We start from the raw sequence: 16,919 nt of genomic DNA, 5'->3' as shown, positions 1-16,919 counted from the left end.
GCCCTCGTGTTAAATCTTCTTTAGAATCTTTTCACCTTACGACGTCCATGTAGCGATTATAGAGATATTTCGTTACCTCTCTGATCCTTTGATAGGTCGATAGAATTCTTTGATTTTGAGAGCGGTACAGATAGTCTTCATATTCCATGATCTTTATTAAGCTTAGGTTCTTTTGATACTTTCTTACAGGATCGGTTTCTTTATCGGACTCCAGGATGGTCAAATACTCTTTTAAGACGTCTAGATATTTTCCATCCATCTCTCTCCACTTACAAAGATCTTTTAACTCGATGTCGTGTCTTTTTATATCTTCTGCTAGATAGTGACCCCAACGTTTCCTCTCTCTTGGGTCACTCAGGTAACGTTTATTAAATGGGGTCTCTATCTCTCCATGTTGAATCATTATTCTTCTGTGATAACACCCACTCTTCTTCTCACTAACCTCTGGCAGAAAGGTTGTGAAGATAGTGAACTCATCAAAGAGAACCCTCTCTAAAATCTCGGCGTTTGTCTTAGTATCATCTACCGCTGTTATCGAAATCCAGTAAGGAAATTGTCCATCCATACTGCCCTCAAGAAGAACCATGTCATTCTCTAGATAGTAAAAATCAATCACTCTCTGGATGCTTAAATCCTGCTTATAATTAGGTTTTATCGTGTGTTGTTTTGTGACTAGATTAAGTTCCATAGCGAAATCTTCCTTAACTCTTCCCTTCTTTTTGTGGACCGACTGCTTTTAGGAATGGACATGTTGTATAGCTTTATGATAATCCTATTCTCCATCAGGTGACGCTATTTTAAGCCCTTCTCTGATTTTTCGGTACATGATGATCGGGCCGTCCCCCGGAACGAGCTTTTCGCCGGATCTTAATGCCGAGGCTTTGGGTTTTTGTGTAATTACCACGCGCTTATCTTGCCTTTCAACGACTTTGTTGCCAAACTTCCCTATGTATGCGATCAAGCTGTTTACTGGCTTAAAGCTGCTCAGTTTGCAGTAAAACCGAATATATAGAATGGTATTTTCATCATCCACGGGAGCAAAGTAGATAATGACCTTGATTTTCTCGCTGATGTGGTTCATCCAGATATTGGGGAATATGAAGCTCAAATGGGTATCCTTGATGACGCATTCTTCAGGTGATTTTGGTTTTTGTCCATGATCCAGCTCGTTATTAGCACTGGTCGTCAAAATCCCTTTTTCCCATATTACCTTTGGTCCATTGACTAGAGTCTTGTTTCCTCTGCCTATGGTGGTTTTATGGACAAAAGGAAGATGTACCACATCCAATTGATTTTCAATACATCTTGAATAATGGGAATTCCAGTGGTCCTCAATCTCGCTGAAAGCGTAGGATTGATCAATTTCCTGATCAAAAAACGGCAGATCATCAGTGATTTTTTCCTCATCGCCATACCACATGTAGATGATTCCGTTTGCTTCCCTGACAGGATAATGCCTGACATTGTATCGGCTGATGTCAGCCACAGAAGCTTTACCGTTTGCAGGTATAAACGTGCATTGACCAATTTTATTAAATTCAAGTCCATGGAATGGGCATTGGATGCAGTCATCCTGAACCTTCCCTAAACTAAGGGCAGCGCCACGATGAGTGCATTGATCTACAACGCAGCCGATTTCATTCTTGCTGTTTCTAAATAAAGCCAGATCCAGATTCATTCGTTTAACGCCTACAATCTGGTCAGCCTTGACTTTCTTTGACGGCAGTATTGCATACCATTGATTTGAGATCATTTATTGCTCCTTCATTACAACGATTTTTCTTGCTAATGTGCTCTTTATGCTAATCGGTGCCATTGGCGCGAATACCATCCCAATATGCCTCAAACAGTTCATCAGTATTGCCGAGATCGAAAGGCTCTTTGGGATATAAAAGTATCCCATTCAAGATACCCTGAATCATGCAAAAATATAGGCGGAGAGCTCCCGGGGAAACATCCTGCCTGATTTCACCTTTAGATTGCCCAGTTGAAAAACATTGCTGTATCTGTTGTTTGAATACCCTGTCATTATCTTCAATCAGTTGAGCTTTGTATCGTGCACGTCTTGGAATACTATCACTTGGTATACCTTCGACTCTTTTCACTCCAAAATGACCTTCGCAAGATTTGTTCCCACACTCATAAATACCATTCTTGATTTTATTCTCTTCCGATAGAACTATTTCTTGACCACAATGGGGGCAACGAATTACATAAACCCATTCAATCCATTCACAAGATGGTATTACTTTTGATTTGGGCGATGGGACAACTTCTTTCATTTCACACTTTTTCTGTATTATAGACCCTTTTAAACAACAGTTCTCTAGCTTCAACCCAACAATCCTTTAAGACCTAACCTACTTTTGAAAGACAAAAAATAAAGGTTTCCAGCAATCGGCGATTGTTACCGAAGTAGAGGGTGGTAGTCCCTTTTTAAGAGAACTCATTGCCCTCATAGGATCCTTTATAGGCATTGTTCTCGTTATATAGCGTTCATCGATCATTATTCAACTTAAATAATCGATGAAATGAGTGATGAAAATAGCGCACTAAAATGCCCAGATTTCTCTGGGCTTAAATAGGTGAATAACCTTTGTAGGCCTATTTCTAACTCAATTGAATCAGAAAATGCCTTTGTTATATTTAAATTGACCATACAATATGAGTAGGATCCCTACTGCACCCATAGGCGCTACGACATACTCAAGTGGTATATGAATATTGAGTAGCGGTAGGATAAAACCTATTATTAAAGATATTCCAATGATAAGAGTCCCCGTCCCAACAGCCCTTCCGTATTTAGGCACATCCTCCTCTTTTACCTTTCTTCGATTATAGGAATGAATGGTGCTGATGTTTCCCGTAATATTCACGATTCCTAATACGGATACCAATATCCCTACCAAAAGTAAACCCATGTCTTTCATGCTACACTCCTTCTAAAAATAAAATAAATCCTCAAATTTTTTGTCCAAAGCAATACATAGTATTAAGGCTAATTTAGCAGTTGGATTAAATTGCCCTGTTTCAATTGAACTAATGGTATTTCTTGATACTCCTACCATTTCCGCTAATTTTGCTTGGGATAGTTTTGCTTCCGTACGTACTTCTTTCAAATTGTTTTTTAGGATTAATTCTTCGTTCATACACTTTCACCCATGAGTTGCTTCATTTGAACAACAAATAAAATGATGGCTAAAGCGATAAAGACTATACTTAAAAGCAAATCCGTTTTCTTTTTTAATTTTAAGAATCGAACGAGCCAATTTGTCCCAAGAATCGAAAAATAGATAATCCAAGGGCTAACTAGATATTCTCCTGTTAGTGATCTCGCAATAACAGAAATCAGAACACACATGGTTGCCCCAACTCTTCCCGCTATATTCCCGGCTTGATAGCTTATTTGCATTTCGACCAAGTCAGAATTTTGTAATTCTTTTCGACTTCTAGATAATATTTCTTCTTTATTCATACCACACCTCACTGCCAAGTTTTATTGTCAATGACATTATGACACCGCCAAGTAAACTTGTCAATGCATTTTGATCAAGACGATCAAACTCCCCTTTCCGCCTGCTGTTCGATTTGGGTTCGATTATCCGGAGCGAGTATGGGAGCATATTCATTTTTCTAAAATTACCTACTTCGCATTTGCAAAAGAAAGTGTCGTCGGAGGATGATCCTCCAACGACACTCTTCATGTGATTTTTATGCTATTTCGTACTTCTCTTTCAAATGGTTCAGCGTGTTGTATTTAATTATTCCTTCTGACTGCATTCTTCCAACTACTATTCCAGGAGCAATTCCCTGTTCTTTGGAAAACTTAAGCACACCTTTCTCGGAAAAATCCCTGTTCCCTTTGAAGTTTTCAAAATCTTCAGGTGTGATCAGCTTATCAGTCGACCATTTATTTGCTGCATTCTCATCATCTTCAGATATTCCGTTAAGCTGTCCTACGTGACCAAGCACAATATGCGCCAATTCATGGAATAAACTGAACCAGAGCTTATCTACATCACTTCCTCTTGCAGTAAGTCCTAAGACAATCTTTTTTCCGTTTATAAAAGAAACCCCGTGAAGGAAGGAGCCCTTAATATGAGGAAGAAAAACCAATGCTATTCCACAATCCGCTAGACTCTTTATTAACTTAGGACAAAAGTCCTCTGGTTTATTCATCGTCATTTTACGTATCTCAGGCAGTACAGAAATTACACCTTTTATATTGATAGGAGCTGTTTGGATATCACGCGCCTTTATCTTTGCTGCTTGAACCCACGCCATCAGTGCAAAATCACTTTTTTCTGTGTCCCCGAGTTTCCTGCAAGCAATTGGCATAATCTGATCCTTTTCGAGAAGGGAAAGATCAGCAACCTCAAAGAATTTTCTGAGATTTATTACCTTTTCCTTGGCATTTCTGGTTTCTGGCACCCATCTATATTTGGCCATTTCGCTGTACGGAAATTGTTTTGCTCTTTCGACATCAGCATCCATGGCATTCTCTATTTCTACCTTAACAAGATTTTCCCTGTAAATGGCCTCAAGATTGTTCCAAAACTTTGCCGGAATGCCAAGCACCATTTCTAATCTGACAGCAGTCTGAGGTGTGAGTTGCACTTCGCCATTGATGAGTTTACTGATATGTTTTTCTGACATATCCATCCTGGCCGAAAACTCCTTTTGGCTCATGCCTCTGTCATTTAGCTGCTCTTTCATTGTCGCTCCAGGTGGCGTTGCAAAAGTACTCCTGCTTCTCACCATAGTGCTACCTCCTTCATTTCCCTCTTTATTTATGATAATCTACGATCTCCAAGATGTTCACAATCTGGATTTCGTCTCCATACTTTTCGAATACCAATCTATACGGTTGAACCAGGTCCACAGCGTATTGGCCTTTCCTGTTCTGCGTTAGAGGGTGACATCGTCCGATACGGAAGCGAATCATCATCTCAACCGTATCCACAGCCCCTATTTCGCCGATACGCTGGTGAATTTTTTGGGCCATCTTAAGGCCGTAGATTTTTTCTGCAGTATAAGCATCCGTACAAACTTTTCTGATTTTGTTGTTTTTATACGTGATATCCACGCCATCGCCTCTTCCGTAAATTTACCTCTAAGGTAAATACATTCTAACATGAATACGTGTTTTCGTAAACAATTCCGTTAACCTCTGAGGTAAATTTTATTAAATCTCTTACTACATCTTAAACGGGGATTAGAGTTTTTTTCACTTTTGATCTTCATTGTTCCATGATGCTATTTCCAGTAATCAGACCTGTTGTCAGATAAAAAAAGATTCCGATCATCTGCCCCTTTTGGGGAAATCTTTCGGAATCCTTTGATTATCGTTCGTTTTTATCTTTTACTCTGTCACTCTTGCCAACGTAACCACCGTATCCACATGCCTCGAGTGTAAATAAATCCTATCTATTTAATGACGTGTCCAAATATCATATGTAAAAACCTCTGCAAAAATCTTTTAAAAAAATCTAGAGTTCTAGCTAACTAATTTCTCATGATTCAATGGGCATAGTTGACTAATAGAATACCTATGACATTCGGTAATGACCAATAATTTTTCCCCAGGTTTCTAAAATATCTTCTTCATAATTGGCTTGAAAAGGTGACCAATGATGTAGGACAAATGGTATTCCCTTTCGATTTCTATGATCAGATATTATTCCAATATGACCGTTCCAGACAACAATATCTCCAGCTTGCCATTCTTCTATTCTTTTGCAATCTGTAGTTAGTGATATCGAATTATTTGCAAAGAATACTTGTAAATTGATTACTCTTCTAAAATCAATATTCTTATCTACATCGTCTATGTCATATCTGTCTGGGTTTTGCAAAACCTCATGATTCACTAATTCCATCAAATCATAGCCAGCACCGCGAAGAGCATTGGCTACCAAATCTGTACAAACCCCGTATTCATCATCAGAATAACCCGATGCATAATATTTGCTTTTATACTTTGGCTTGCCCTCTAAATATTTTCGGGCAGATAATAAAATATCGCTCTGGTCATCTATCCCATCATTATCCATGTCCATAGCACTTTTGTAAGGAAGTATATTAAAGTCTTCCGTGCTATACGATTTATGAGGAATATAATTAAATCTATCTAGCACAATGAAGCACGCTATAAGTAATATGATGGCAATGCTCAAAAATACTATTTTCTTTTTTTGACTCTTCATAAATCAAATCCCCTTTCTGTATATACTCTCTAAATATCATATGACTAGTTAAGTAAACTATAAATGAAGCATATCAAATCACAGAGTTCTAATTTATCTTGCTCATTTTTTCCTGATGTTTGCTTCTTATATGTTTTCTAATCAATTCACTATTTCTTCTAACGTGACATTAGGTACGTTACCATCTAAATTCAACGCAGTTGTTTCATGTACAAGTAAGCTGGATCCTTTACTCTCTGTGTTCTCAGGATGATTCCACAAAATATTTTCCTTAACCATAATTTTTTCCTATCAATTGAATTCAGTTATTTTTTCATCACTACCACCGTCTCCACATGCTCATCATTGTCCAAACTTATATTCAAGTCCTCGTCAATGATTGGAAGCTTGAAAGTTATTGACTTTAACCACTGTCCATTAGGCTGTTTTTCTTTATCTCTAATCGTCAATCAAATCTTATATTTTTTTAATAAGTTATCTTATTTTTTCTATGAGTTCCATCGCTGTACTTATCACATCATCAAAACTGACTTCTTCTGCATAGGTAAATCGTTTTTTATAACTTTTCCATCGTGTTTTAAGGTCTTGCTCATCTTTTAAATTCTGTAATACACCAAGAATGCTGTCTATGTTAAAATCCGTGTTTCTGTGCTTGAATGTATTTTGACACGCTTTCTTTAGACTTCCAAAGTCTATTTCCTCTTTCTTCAGATGATATAAAACATAAATATCATAGAAGTCCTTACTTCTGCTGTTAAATACCCCTCTTTGAAAGACAGTTTGAATCTTCTCGGCAAGCATTGTTTCAATGTTATAGGCACAAATCTCAAAAACTTTATCGCTGAAAATGCTTTTGTACTCGTAAGATATTTCATTTGGCGTAATCGGATCACCCGTCGCTATATCAAGCGGAATAACCTGTTTTATATTCTCCAATCTGCAAAGAATCTTAATCCTAAAACCGCCGTATTCATCTTCTTTATGGATTTCTTCAATCTTTTGAATTTCATAAGTTATACCGTTGTCTTTTCCGGTCTGAAGAATTCTCTTAAATCTTTGCTCAATATTTTTTTCTGTAAGTGAGAATCTTCTTATCAGAAAATCAATATCTACTGTGCTTCTTTGCCTGATTCCGATTACATTTGCAAGTAAAAACCCGCCTTTGAAAATAAAATTTTCATTCTCATCACTATCTGCTATCTTTTCTAAAATACTTTCTAAAAAATAATGCGTCTGTACCTGATTAAAAGTAAGCCCTGTTTCTTTTGATATTTTTTGGCACACAGCTCTCAACTTGCCTTTATTCATAAACAACCTCCAAAATTTCTTTTACTTTTTCATATATCTTCATCTTCTTGGAATACTCATATAGTTTATTCAAATCCTTGTTTTTATCACGAACATATTTGTTGATGGTTTTAGAAAAAAGTTCCGTCTCTATTTCGTTTCTATTTTTAACAAAGTCACAAATCGTTCTTTCCAAGTCATAGACCTTTACAGTATTTCCAAAGACAGTTTCACATTCTGTAACGCCCAAATTATAAATCGCTTTTGTTACATAGCGAACTTTTACATTTCCGCTTATACGATGAGGGTTATAGCCTTTATACACTGTGATTTCTATTTCCTCCGGGATTATGTCCGTAAATTGATGAAGATAGAGAGCAGATACGTAGGAAAATATAGCAACTTTATATCGTTTATGAAAAAAGTAATATTCATCATAGTCTCCGTCAGGGAGAATGTATATTCCTCTGTCTGCTCGAATAATCTCACCTGTTTGTGCCATTCGTGTAAGATATATCGTAGGAATATTGGAGTCTCTCGCCTCTTTGCTTGTAATGACCCCACCTGTTTTTTTCATATTCTCTTTTATTTGTTTTGCATAGTCCATAGTATCCCTCTGCTTGTTGTATTTGTGCTTACATTGTACCGTTTAGTAAGCACAATTGCAACTATTAATTTGATATTTCAAGAAAAAGTAGGGCGAAAGGTATGAACTGCCCCCAAAAAGTTGGACCTAAAAATTCAACTTTTTGGGGTCACCTCAGGTTGAGAGGGTTGTTTTTATTATTCATCTTTACTTTCAGGAAGATAATAAATCTTTCCGTCTTTTGAAATTAGCTGAACATCTTCTGCATATAGCTCTGATGTATCTACAACATGTAATGATTCATGGCCAGATGCCTGCGCAGTAATCATTTTTGCTGTTTTCTTTTCTATTGAACGGAAATTGAAATCATCATTAAACAGTCCCAGTATGAAATGAATCACGCTATCAAATCCAGCTCTTCTTCTGCGAATTTCGTCGGTTTCGATGCCTAGGTGCTGAGTCGTTCCATCATGCCATGCTGTAAGTCGTTCTTGCGTCTCGCTTACTTGCTTAGTGTAGGTTGGTAATAACGCAACGCACTGTTCTCTTGAGACAACGCCTAAGTGCAATGTATATCTCAAATCAGATATCTTGTAAAGTACATCCAATAATGACTTCTGATACATAAACCAGTTCTGTGCATTGCCTAATGCCTTCTCATAAGCTTCATAATCCAGACCCGTTTTCTTTGCGAAACCTGCGAGTGTTAGATTTGCTTGTCCAAGAAGCTGTGTGCATTCTTCTTCCAAACTATCAAGCTGCGCAATCTTCGAAAGACGCAATTCATCATTTTCTAAAATTTCAGTTTGGAAATCAGCAATCTTCTTTACATGAGCCACGAGCGAAAACACTCTACTACGATACTCATTATCCTGAAAATCCTGTATCTGAGAAATACCATCACTGATTTCACCCAGCTCAGCATTTATCTGAGTCATGTAATACTGGCCAACAACCATCGATGCTACGCCCATTGCCGCTGCAGCAGTATTAGCAACTACCGAAGTCCCTTTTTGTGCTTCTACAGCTACAAGATTGACATGACCTTTAATCCCATCTGCACCATGATAGATACCGCGAACAGCACCTTCCATTGCTTTAGATTTTGTCAGTTTGGCCCCTGCCGGAATAACCGCACGATATAACACTTCACCATTTGCTGCTTGAACAGCTTGTGCAGCATTATTGACTGCATTACCGGCCTGAGCTAATCCCGGAACCAGATTATTTACGTATGCCAGAACCTTGCTATCGGTAATTTCTACCAGCTTAGTTTCATCATCAATAGCTTCAGCCGGGAGCATCTCCATCTGAATAATAAGTTCATTTTCCTGATGAATCTCAGCAAGCTCATCTTTTCCACTGGTTGTCGTTGATGACACTGATACCAAATCCCCTGATGGAATAGCCTCACGCTTATTAAATTTTGTATAGATGATAATGCCTGCTGCTATTACTACAGCTATGACAATACCTATTCCTATGTATTCCATATGTTCTGCCCCTCCTATTGTTTCTATAATAGGCTTTGTAATTTTTGCGAACTACGTCACATCCATTAAGCTTTTTGATGAAGAGATTATTATTTCCGTCTTGTGCGAATTGATTATTCTATTGAACTTTTTAATAGTTTCTGCATCTGCAATCTATGGTCAACAACATTAATTCCTTCATCTCCTTTAGCAACAAAAACTAGATATTTAGGAGATATCGGAAAAACAAGACCACTACCATTATCTCTCTCAACAACAGCTGATTTATGTTCGAATGCAGGATTATCAGATGTGATAAAAAAACCTGCGTTATCGCATGCCTCGAAAAGAATCATCTGACAACCGCTTAACGCGAATTGCACAACATTATGATAAAATCCACCTGTATTCTTAAAGAACATTTTATAGAGCTCAGAATACCATATTCCCGTCATTAACTCATCAGCATACTCTTTTCCTTCGTTTGTCTCCACGTCTACTGTTTCAACATCCTCGTCTTTACACATCGAGTCAAAGACAGGATACAACAAGTTTTCTTTAATTTGTGTATAAATACCCATAGTATCAAATTCAGGATTTCTACAAAGCATAATGAAAAAAGACGCCAACATATCCCTTGCAGTATCTACTGGGATAATTCTTTCGCTTCTTCCAAGGCCAACAGGCTGTTTAAATTCATTTCTTAGCAACTCGTAAATCATGTCAACAAACTGTGATTTTACTTTGGCACATGAATTGCAAATAAAAGAATACTTAAAATTGATGGTATACAGATGTGGTTTCCAAAGTACGGAATTTCTGTTTGCTCCATCACCAGTACTTCCGTCTTTAATCACATAAATTCCATTGAATTTTTTATCAGGCTCTTTAAGTGTTTATACTTGCGTTTCCCAAGCTTTCATATAAACACGTGGTACAAAATGCTGCTTTTTGGTTGGCATACAAAACTCCTCCTTCCATAACATCTAATCCACTACCTGCCATATTGCTGACAGTCGAGTTGCCGGATTGGACAACATCTATCCTAGTGCCACAACCCACGACATCTAATCCACAGCCTAAACCCTCTGGCCGTTTTTACAGTAGATATGTTTCAATATAAGAAATACGGACTTTCATGAGCTATTGCCTAACTTCAAAAAAGCCCGTAAATACGCTACTTTTCGCTATTTATTTCTCTTTCCTAGACATCAAGCAGACCGTCTCCACATGCACCGTATGAGGAAACATGTCGACAGGGTTTACACTTTGAATCTCGTACCCTCCCTCTTTAAAGAGTTTTAGGTCTCGAGCGAGTGTCGAGGGTTTACAGGAGACGTAGATGATGCGCTCTGTACCTGATGCGATGATGGTTTCGATGAGTTCGGGGTCGAGTCCTTTTCTGGGTGGATCTACGACAATGAGATCTATAGGGGTCTCTTTTAGAATCTCTTTAAAGGCGTCTTTCGCGTCCTTTTCGATGAAGGTGATGTTTCTTAAGCCATTCTCTTTAGCGCTCTCTATGCCGTCTCGTACGGCTTCTTTTACAACCTCTACCGAATAGACGTGCTTCGCTTCCTTCGAAAGGACAGATCCTATGGTTCCCATTCCTGCATAGAGATCGACGACGACTTCTTTTCCCGTGAGATTCGCCTTCTCTTTAACAATAGAATAGAGTTTCTTCGTCTGTCTGTGATTCACCTGAAAGAAGGAGTGTGGTGAGATGTGAAAACTGAGCCCTAGAAGCTCATCTTCTATCGTTCCACTTCCTACGTGAACAATATTTTTATCTCCTAGAATGCGGTTTCCCCTCTCGAGGTTTACATTCTCTACAATCGTATCGATTCCTAGGTTCTTTAGTTCTTCTATGAGCTTTCTAAAGTCCTCTTTGTCCTTTCTAACAAGGACGACCATGCGCTCACTCTTCTTTTCATTCGAACGGATGAGAACGTGCCTTAGTGAACCCGTATGCGTCTCTTCGTTATAGCTCTTAAAGCCCTTTAGATGCTTTCGAACGACCTCTAGTATCTTTAGTGCTTCTGGATCATAGATGACGCACTCCTCGATCGGAACGATGTCGTGTGAAAGTGCTTTGTAGAGTCCGATGGATCCGTCCTTTACAGGGTAACTCATCTTATTTCTATAGTGGTACGGTTCTTCCATTCCCTGGATTCTCTCGACCTCTACATCGATTCCCCCGACTCTCCTTAGACTCTCTTTTACGAGCGTCTCTTTAAACGCTAGCTCCCTTTCGTATGAGAGGTCCAGTAGCTGACACCCTCCACACTGATAGAAGTGTTTACACGGGGGCTCGACTCGATCTTTCGAAGGCGTGACAATCTCTACTACTCTAGCTATCCAGTAGTTCTTCTTCTTTTTGATCGGTTCGATCTCTACTTCGTCACCTAAGGTGGCCCTCTTTACAAAGACCGTGAGTCCATCGATATGGGCGATTCCTTCGCCGTTTTCTCCTAGATCTTCTATGATCACTCGATATTTTTCCATTTCTACCTCTGGAATATTATACCATGCTCTTTTTCCTTCTTTTGGGTACAAATAGGGTGGAAGGAGTACATATGGCTAGAGAAAGAAGAATTACAAAAGTCGAGGGTGGTAGTCCCTTTTTAAGAGAACTCATTGCCCTCATAGGAGCCCTTATAGGCATTGTTCTCGTCGGTCGTGTCCTTTTAAAACTCTTTGGAGCAGGTGTTAACGAGTACATCGGAAAACTCTACTATTACACGGATTTTGCGGTAAATCCCTTTAAAGCGTTTGCCAAAGACATTCCGGTAGAGACGATCGGTGGTACCTTTGAACCGAGTGCACTCGTAACCTTAGTGATCGTCATCATCCTCTTTCAGTCGCTATCGAATCTCTTTAAAGGTAAGCTCGTAACGATTGTTGAAGAGATTCCAGATGAACCGGTAGAGCCTGTAAATCCTGAAACTCCAGCACCTGTGGAACCAATTCCTGTTATGGAAAATCCCTTGGATCGCTTCTTTCCTAAGAAGGAACAAGAGCTGTGGGTTACAGAGGATGATGTAGAGGATGTATTAAAGTGCGATGAAAATGATGTCATTTGAAACGACATTGACATAATGTAGCAAAATATGAAAAAGATATGACACATTGTCCTTCCATACTGATCTCACTTCATACGAAAGGAGATCTATTATGAAGAAGAAAATGATTGTAACGACACTACTAATGGCTCTACTCATTACTGGTTTTACATTTGCAGCAACCAAACAGAATCCACAAGACATCTTTAAATCAGTAACGGGTGTAGAAGCTACTCCTGGAACACGTCTCATGGAAAAGGCAGAAGAACTCGGAAAGGGTGAAGCCTTCTTTAATGCCATGCAGAAGTCTCGCATCGACTATGTTAATGCCCTCGTCTCAGAAAAGGTTCTAACGAAAGAAGAAGGTGACTTCCTCATTTCTAAGATCAAAGAGAACACTTATGCTGAGATGCAACAAATGCATGCTATTCAAGACAAACTCCGTGCAGCTGGCGTAGAAAGCCCAATGGGTCATGGACGTCATAAAGGCATGGGAAGAGGTCAAGGCATGGGAAATTGCCCTTACAATCAAGGTCCTAGAAAGTAAAGCCTCTATGGGGCTTTTCTTGACATAATTAGAAAAATAGGCTATTCTCTGAGTGCGTCAGACCCTTGTTTCTTAGGCATTTCTAGGCATTCCCAAAAATATGTCAATCTGAAACAAGTTTGACACAATCTATTCGTAAACTATCGATAGTAGCAGTAGCTATTGAGAAAAGTAACTCCGACAAACTTTTCATAACTCCCCTTTTTTGGCTCCCCTTTGTGGGGAGCGCTTTTTTTTACCATGAAAAAAGTGCCTCTTTTGAGGCACTTTTCTTACTTCTTAAGGTCTTCTAGTTTGTCTTTTGCTTGTTCCCAAGCGTTCTCAGCACCGTCTTTAAGCTTTCCGAGTCCTTCTTCAGCTTTCTTACGTGCTTCGTTTGCTTTTTCATCTAGTTTATTGTCTTCGATAAAGTCTTCTACTTTGTCTTTGACATTTTCAAATGCTTCTTTAGCCTTGTCGTCCCAAGTGGAAACTTCTTTTTTAGCTTTTTCTAATGTGTCTTTTAAATCCATGTTCTCCTCCTTTCAAGAGTACTAAATTCATACCCCAAAAAGTGAGTTTAAACACGAACCTCTTTTCTTTCGAGTGTTAGATCGTTTGCAGGCATCACTTTGACGTCTGGTTCAAAGTGTCCATCTCCTAATAGGAGTCTTAGGTCCATTCCTGCTCTCACGTACTGATCCCTCTCTCCTACGACACGTAGAAGGTAGGTGGGTTCTCTTTTTATGGTAAGAGGACTCTTTGCACTCTCTAGCTCATAGTAGCTTGCAGCGGTGGCTGCAAAGACGATGATCTTTTCGTTGTTCGGAAACTTGATCTTTCTTCCTCTTAAGGAGTAATGGAAGAGGTATCCAAAGGAATAGGGAATGTTTCCATCGGGCGTATGGAGATGTGTGGCATAGAAGGCTACGCGTTGCTCTTTAAGATAGCTCACACTATCAGTGGATAGATCCTCCCAGCCTCCAATGTCTTCAAAGAAGTCTCCGATCACGAGCTTCTCTTTTACTCCATCGACTTCAAATTCGACCACTCGATCGCCATCGAGACTCGCTGCTAAGAAGTGAAGCTGTTCGAAGTCATCTGGTAAGAAGATCTTCTGCCCCGTACACTTCATGACGCTGTAGAGATTTTCTGGATAGAGCGTAAAGTGAACGTTTCCTGAAAGGAGCGTCTTTGGCGTCACTTCAATGGGAAGGAAGGCGTTAATTTTATTCGATCCTTCTGGACTAAAGAGGTTGTAGTTATAGACGAGAGGAATTTCCTTTTCTCGAATGGGTTCTGCGGGCTCTTGTTCCTTAAGCTCTACAAGTAGACTCTTAAGTTCATAAGGTCCGATGTGAAAGGCCACCGTTGAACCCTTCATGATGGACTTTTGACTGATGAGTTCTTCCATACCGTTTACTTCGTGAACGGAAGCGACTCTCGAGTGAAATTGAATCCTTGCCTCTTCATGTGCCTCTCCTGCCATCTCCTGCACGCGAACAACAAGGTGATTCGATGCTTCAGCTCGTTTTACGCTAAGAAGCCTTAAGTTCTTATCCTCTACTTCTATGAAGGAGAATTCTTTAAAGCGCCCTGGATGAGGATCGCTATAGAAGGCGACGGGCTCGTAGTGGTAGTCAGAAGACGCGCGTACAGTCGACCTTCTGTAGTCTTCCGTATGGCTAAAGAGGGCAAGTTCGGTGTGGTGCTTTCCGAGGTCTTGCAGGTCCTGGTGTGTATCTTTATACGTTCCCTCTGGCGTATGAATGAGCGTTAAACGAATGGTCTCTTCGTCGGGATGATCCCAGCCGTACTTATCTTTACTAAAGATACTCACTCCGAAGTTTCCATCGGAAAGGTCGACAAAGTCATGAGCAGGTACTTCGTATCCCGTTTCACTATTTACAGGTCGTTCGATGGCACCGACGCCCATGTCGTAGCTCGCTTTACCTGGAATTAAAAGGTTAAAGGCGACTTTTAAGAGCGTCGCTTTCATGAACCAGTCGATATCGAAGCTCACTTCGATGCGCTTAGTATCTTTAATAAGGCGATAGGTCGATTTAAAGACACTCGTATCGTAACGCTCGACGATCTCTAGTGCGACACTAACGGGTCCTTCTTCAACAATCTGAATCGATTCTAGCGTGAGATCTACTTTCTTTGGTTCTTTCAGATCTTCATAGAGGATCTCCCACGCGGGCCACGTCTTTGAAGTGTCCTTAAAGAACTCGAAGCGGATAGGAGACCTTAAAAGCTCTCTCGAAAACTCCTTATCATAGATGCTTCGAACTTTTCCTTCTAAAGTCACCGTAATGCGGTAGTAGTCGTTTTCTAAGATATATTCCTTATCTTTTTTTATCGATAAGTCGTTTGATTTCTCGCTCGTTCCTTGAACGAGGTCGTAGACTTTATAGCCAAAGGAAGGGAGGTAATCTAAGAAGCTAAGCTCTGTCCCATGAAGCTGCGTTAAGAGCTTCTCCCCTGCCTTATTCTTTATGACAAAGTTTCCCTCTGGAACTTCTAAAGAGATTCGAGCCAATCGAGGAAAACCCGTCGGGTTAAAGACGACGACACTGACACCATCCGACTCTGTATCGAGTAGATGAGAAAAGCTTCTCACTCCTGCACTCATGAGGTCAGAAAATTGGCCGATACTTAATAGATAGTCGTTTTTAGAAATTCTATAGGCAGAAGGAATACTCGTTCCTGTGAGGTCGTCGTGAAAGCCATGCCAAAGGAAACGCTTCCAGGCGTTCGTTAGATTTTCTCTCGGATAGTCGTATCCGAAGTCGGATGCGATGGCATGGACGCCTTCTGCGTAGAAAGCTAAGCGCTCTGCAAGCCTGTTCCACTTTTTTAAGATGGCTCTTGAAGTAAAGGTCCCTACGCCATGCGTTTTTAACAGGAGCTCTCCTTCGTAGGTCGGTAGTTCCTTTTGGTAGAGATCTTGGTAGAACTCGTCGCTTCTCGCACTTATGACCTGAACCTCAGCCTCAGGATCTGTTCCTTTTTTTACATCTTCCTCGATAACTTGGACACTTTCTTCTGTAGGAGCTCCTCCCTCATCACCCGTTCCGTAGTAGAGAACGACGAGTCCTTCTTTTAATGCTTGTTCGCGATATGGTCCACCCAAAAGACTCATATCAAAAGTTGTTTCGTAGATACCAGGACGGAGGGCTGCATAGAGAAAGCTTCCATCTCGCCCCATCCACTTTCCGATGTTAAAGGGAATGGGAACACTTGAAGCATCGTTCCACTGAAGCTTTTGCGTAGAAAAACTCTTTAATCCCATGTGACTTGCGATGGTCACTAAGTGGTTTGAGAATCCAAAGCAGTCGGGTAAAAAGAGATCTTCGCTCTTCGTATTTAATACTTCTCTAAAAAAGCTCTGGCCATAGAGGATGTTTCGAATGAGGGCTTCTTCGGAGGGAATGAGGACATCTGTGGATTCATAGCTATTTCCTGAAACGACCCACTTCCCAAGACTCACTGCTTGCTTTAAGAGCTCAAAGTGTCGTGGAAAGTATTCCCGAATGAGCTCATAGCGAAAAGCACCTTCAAAGTTGAACCGATAGTTCTCGTACTTCTCCATCAGCTCAAAATTCTTTTGAAGGGTCATGGGCAGGAACTCACTGATTGTTCGACGGACGTTCCAGGTCCACTGTGTATCTAGGTGGGCCGTTGCAACAGCAAAAATCTTTGGTTCCATCATTTCCTCCCTTATCATTATGCTTTCATCATAGCCCAGCTATCTTTTGAATTCAAGAAAAAAAGTAG

At 39.9% G+C, this 16,919-nt stretch carries 18 protein-coding genes; 2 read left to right on the top strand and 16 right to left on the bottom strand.

Annotation, left to right across the window (positions count from 1 at the left end):
* Positions 1-31: 31 nt before the first annotated feature.
* The 14 genes from ACUB3H_RS05305 to rlmD all read right to left on the bottom strand — a co-directional run bounded on the left by ACUB3H_RS05305 (position 32) and on the right by rlmD (position 12,056).
* A complete protein-coding gene (locus ACUB3H_RS05305; RefSeq protein WP_459129623.1) occupies positions 32-688 on the bottom strand; it encodes a hypothetical protein in 657 nt (218 codons plus the stop codon).
* 84 nt (positions 689-772) lie between these two features.
* Positions 773-1,753, bottom strand: coding sequence for a Rieske 2Fe-2S domain-containing protein (locus ACUB3H_RS05300; protein WP_459129622.1), 981 nt, complete (start codon positions 1,751-1,753; stop codon positions 773-775).
* A 49-nt stretch (positions 1,754-1,802) separates the two neighbouring features.
* Positions 1,803-2,282 carry a hypothetical protein gene (locus ACUB3H_RS05295; protein ID WP_459129621.1) on the bottom strand — a complete coding sequence of 160 codons (480 nt, stop codon included), beginning with the start codon at positions 2,280-2,282 and terminating at the stop codon, positions 1,803-1,805.
* A gap of 342 nt (positions 2,283-2,624) precedes the next feature.
* The gene (locus ACUB3H_RS05290) at positions 2,625-2,930 is read right to left on the bottom strand and encodes a hypothetical protein (RefSeq protein WP_459129620.1); all 306 of its coding nucleotides are present in this window, start codon (positions 2,928-2,930) and stop codon (positions 2,625-2,627) included.
* A gap of 12 nt (positions 2,931-2,942) precedes the next feature.
* On the bottom strand, positions 2,943-3,149 hold the full coding sequence (locus ACUB3H_RS05285; RefSeq protein ID WP_459129619.1) for a helix-turn-helix transcriptional regulator: 207 nt from the start codon (positions 3,147-3,149) through the stop codon (positions 2,943-2,945).
* On the bottom strand, positions 3,146-3,475 hold the full coding sequence (locus ACUB3H_RS05280) for a DUF6442 family protein (protein WP_459129618.1): 330 nt from the start codon (positions 3,473-3,475) through the stop codon (positions 3,146-3,148). Before ACUB3H_RS05280 ends, ACUB3H_RS05285 begins: the two co-directional genes overlap by 4 nt.
* A 236-nt stretch (positions 3,476-3,711) precedes the next feature.
* Positions 3,712-4,716: a helix-turn-helix domain-containing protein gene (locus tag ACUB3H_RS05275; protein ID WP_459129617.1), complete on the bottom strand. Its 1,005-nt coding sequence runs from the start codon at positions 4,714-4,716 to the stop codon at positions 3,712-3,714.
* A 70-nt stretch (positions 4,717-4,786) separates the two neighbouring features.
* Positions 4,787-5,086 carry a type II toxin-antitoxin system RelE/ParE family toxin gene (locus ACUB3H_RS05270; protein WP_459129616.1) on the bottom strand — a complete coding sequence of 100 codons (300 nt, stop codon included), beginning with the start codon at positions 5,084-5,086 and terminating at the stop codon, positions 4,787-4,789.
* A gap of 463 nt (positions 5,087-5,549) precedes the next feature.
* Complete coding sequence (locus ACUB3H_RS05265) at positions 5,550-6,206, bottom strand: DUF1287 domain-containing protein (protein ID WP_459129615.1); 657 nt, start codon at positions 6,204-6,206, stop codon at positions 5,550-5,552.
* Between the two features lie 474 nt (positions 6,207-6,680).
* Complete coding sequence (locus ACUB3H_RS05260) at positions 6,681-7,514, bottom strand: nucleotidyl transferase AbiEii/AbiGii toxin family protein (protein WP_459129614.1); 834 nt, start codon at positions 7,512-7,514, stop codon at positions 6,681-6,683.
* Entirely contained in the window at positions 7,507-8,100 is a 594-nt protein-coding gene (locus ACUB3H_RS05255; protein ID WP_459129613.1) for a type IV toxin-antitoxin system AbiEi family antitoxin domain-containing protein, read from the bottom strand. The genes ACUB3H_RS05260 and ACUB3H_RS05255 overlap by 8 nt, the downstream gene beginning before the upstream one ends.
* 176 nt (positions 8,101-8,276) lie before the next feature.
* A complete protein-coding gene (locus ACUB3H_RS05250; protein WP_459129612.1) occupies positions 8,277-9,572 on the bottom strand; it encodes a hypothetical protein in 1,296 nt (431 codons plus the stop codon).
* 113 nt (positions 9,573-9,685) lie between these two features.
* Positions 9,686-10,408 carry a DUF4238 domain-containing protein gene (locus ACUB3H_RS05245; RefSeq protein WP_459129611.1) on the bottom strand — a complete coding sequence of 241 codons (723 nt, stop codon included), beginning with the start codon at positions 10,406-10,408 and terminating at the stop codon, positions 9,686-9,688.
* 334 nt (positions 10,409-10,742) lie between these two features.
* Positions 10,743-12,056 (bottom strand): 23S rRNA (uracil(1939)-C(5))-methyltransferase RlmD, encoded by a 1,314-nt coding sequence (rlmD, locus tag ACUB3H_RS05240; protein ID WP_459129610.1) that lies wholly within the window; start codon positions 12,054-12,056, stop codon positions 10,743-10,745.
* 71 nt (positions 12,057-12,127) lie between these two features.
* Between rlmD and ACUB3H_RS05235 the strand changes: the two genes are divergently transcribed.
* Entirely contained in the window at positions 12,128-12,634 is a 507-nt protein-coding gene (locus ACUB3H_RS05235) for a hypothetical protein (RefSeq protein WP_459129609.1), read from the top strand.
* A gap of 91 nt (positions 12,635-12,725) precedes the next feature.
* Positions 12,726-13,160: a hypothetical protein gene (locus ACUB3H_RS05230; protein WP_459129608.1), complete on the top strand. Its 435-nt coding sequence runs from the start codon at positions 12,726-12,728 to the stop codon at positions 13,158-13,160.
* Positions 13,161-13,432: 272 nt separating this feature from the next.
* Here ACUB3H_RS05230 and ACUB3H_RS05225 read toward each other — a convergent pair whose 3' ends face one another.
* Together ACUB3H_RS05225 and ACUB3H_RS05220 are read right to left on the bottom strand one after the other, a co-directional pair.
* A complete protein-coding gene (locus tag ACUB3H_RS05225; RefSeq protein WP_459129607.1) occupies positions 13,433-13,672 on the bottom strand; it encodes a hypothetical protein in 240 nt (79 codons plus the stop codon).
* 47 nt (positions 13,673-13,719) lie between these two features.
* A complete protein-coding gene (locus ACUB3H_RS05220; RefSeq protein WP_459129606.1) occupies positions 13,720-16,851 on the bottom strand; it encodes an alpha-mannosidase in 3,132 nt (1,043 codons plus the stop codon).
* Positions 16,852-16,919 lie beyond the last annotated feature (68 nt).

The sequence above is a fragment of the Guggenheimella bovis genome (assembly GCF_054492335.1).
This window is presented reverse-complemented; position numbering and strand designations above follow the sequence as displayed.

What these genes read in the sequence shown, in the direction of transcription:
- ACUB3H_RS05305 (WP_459129623.1), bottom strand. Translation starts at nt 688, where the DNA reads ATGGAACTTAATCTAGTCACAAAACAACACACGATAAAACCTAATTAT.
- ACUB3H_RS05280 (WP_459129618.1), bottom strand. Translation starts at nt 3,475, where the DNA reads ATGAATAAAGAAGAAATATTATCTAGAAGTCGAAAAGAATTACAAAAT.
- ACUB3H_RS05275 (WP_459129617.1), bottom strand. Translation starts at nt 4,716, where the DNA reads ATGAAAGAGCAGCTAAATGACAGAGGCATGAGCCAAAAGGAGTTTTCG.
- ACUB3H_RS05230 (WP_459129608.1), top strand. Translation starts at nt 12,726, where the DNA reads ATGAAGAAGAAAATGATTGTAACGACACTACTAATGGCTCTACTCATT.
- ACUB3H_RS05285 (WP_459129619.1), bottom strand. Translation starts at nt 3,149, where the DNA reads ATGAACGAAGAATTAATCCTAAAAAACAATTTGAAAGAAGTACGTACG.
- ACUB3H_RS05260 (WP_459129614.1), bottom strand. Translation starts at nt 7,514, where the DNA reads ATGAATAAAGGCAAGTTGAGAGCTGTGTGCCAAAAAATATCAAAAGAA.
- ACUB3H_RS05295 (WP_459129621.1), bottom strand. Translation starts at nt 2,282, where the DNA reads ATGAAAGAAGTTGTCCCATCGCCCAAATCAAAAGTAATACCATCTTGT.
- ACUB3H_RS05220 (WP_459129606.1), bottom strand. Translation starts at nt 16,851, where the DNA reads ATGGAACCAAAGATTTTTGCTGTTGCAACGGCCCACCTAGATACACAG.
- ACUB3H_RS05225 (WP_459129607.1), bottom strand. Translation starts at nt 13,672, where the DNA reads ATGGATTTAAAAGACACATTAGAAAAAGCTAAAAAAGAAGTTTCCACT.
- ACUB3H_RS05290 (WP_459129620.1), bottom strand. Translation starts at nt 2,930, where the DNA reads ATGAAAGACATGGGTTTACTTTTGGTAGGGATATTGGTATCCGTATTA.
- ACUB3H_RS05255 (WP_459129613.1), bottom strand. Translation starts at nt 8,100, where the DNA reads ATGGACTATGCAAAACAAATAAAAGAGAATATGAAAAAAACAGGTGGG.
- ACUB3H_RS05300 (WP_459129622.1), bottom strand. Translation starts at nt 1,753, where the DNA reads ATGATCTCAAATCAATGGTATGCAATACTGCCGTCAAAGAAAGTCAAG.
- ACUB3H_RS05235 (WP_459129609.1), top strand. Translation starts at nt 12,128, where the DNA reads ATGGCTAGAGAAAGAAGAATTACAAAAGTCGAGGGTGGTAGTCCCTTT.
- ACUB3H_RS05250 (WP_459129612.1), bottom strand. Translation starts at nt 9,572, where the DNA reads ATGGAATACATAGGAATAGGTATTGTCATAGCTGTAGTAATAGCAGCA.
- rlmD (WP_459129610.1), bottom strand. Translation starts at nt 12,056, where the DNA reads ATGGAAAAATATCGAGTGATCATAGAAGATCTAGGAGAAAACGGCGAA.
- ACUB3H_RS05265 (WP_459129615.1), bottom strand. Translation starts at nt 6,206, where the DNA reads ATGAAGAGTCAAAAAAAGAAAATAGTATTTTTGAGCATTGCCATCATA.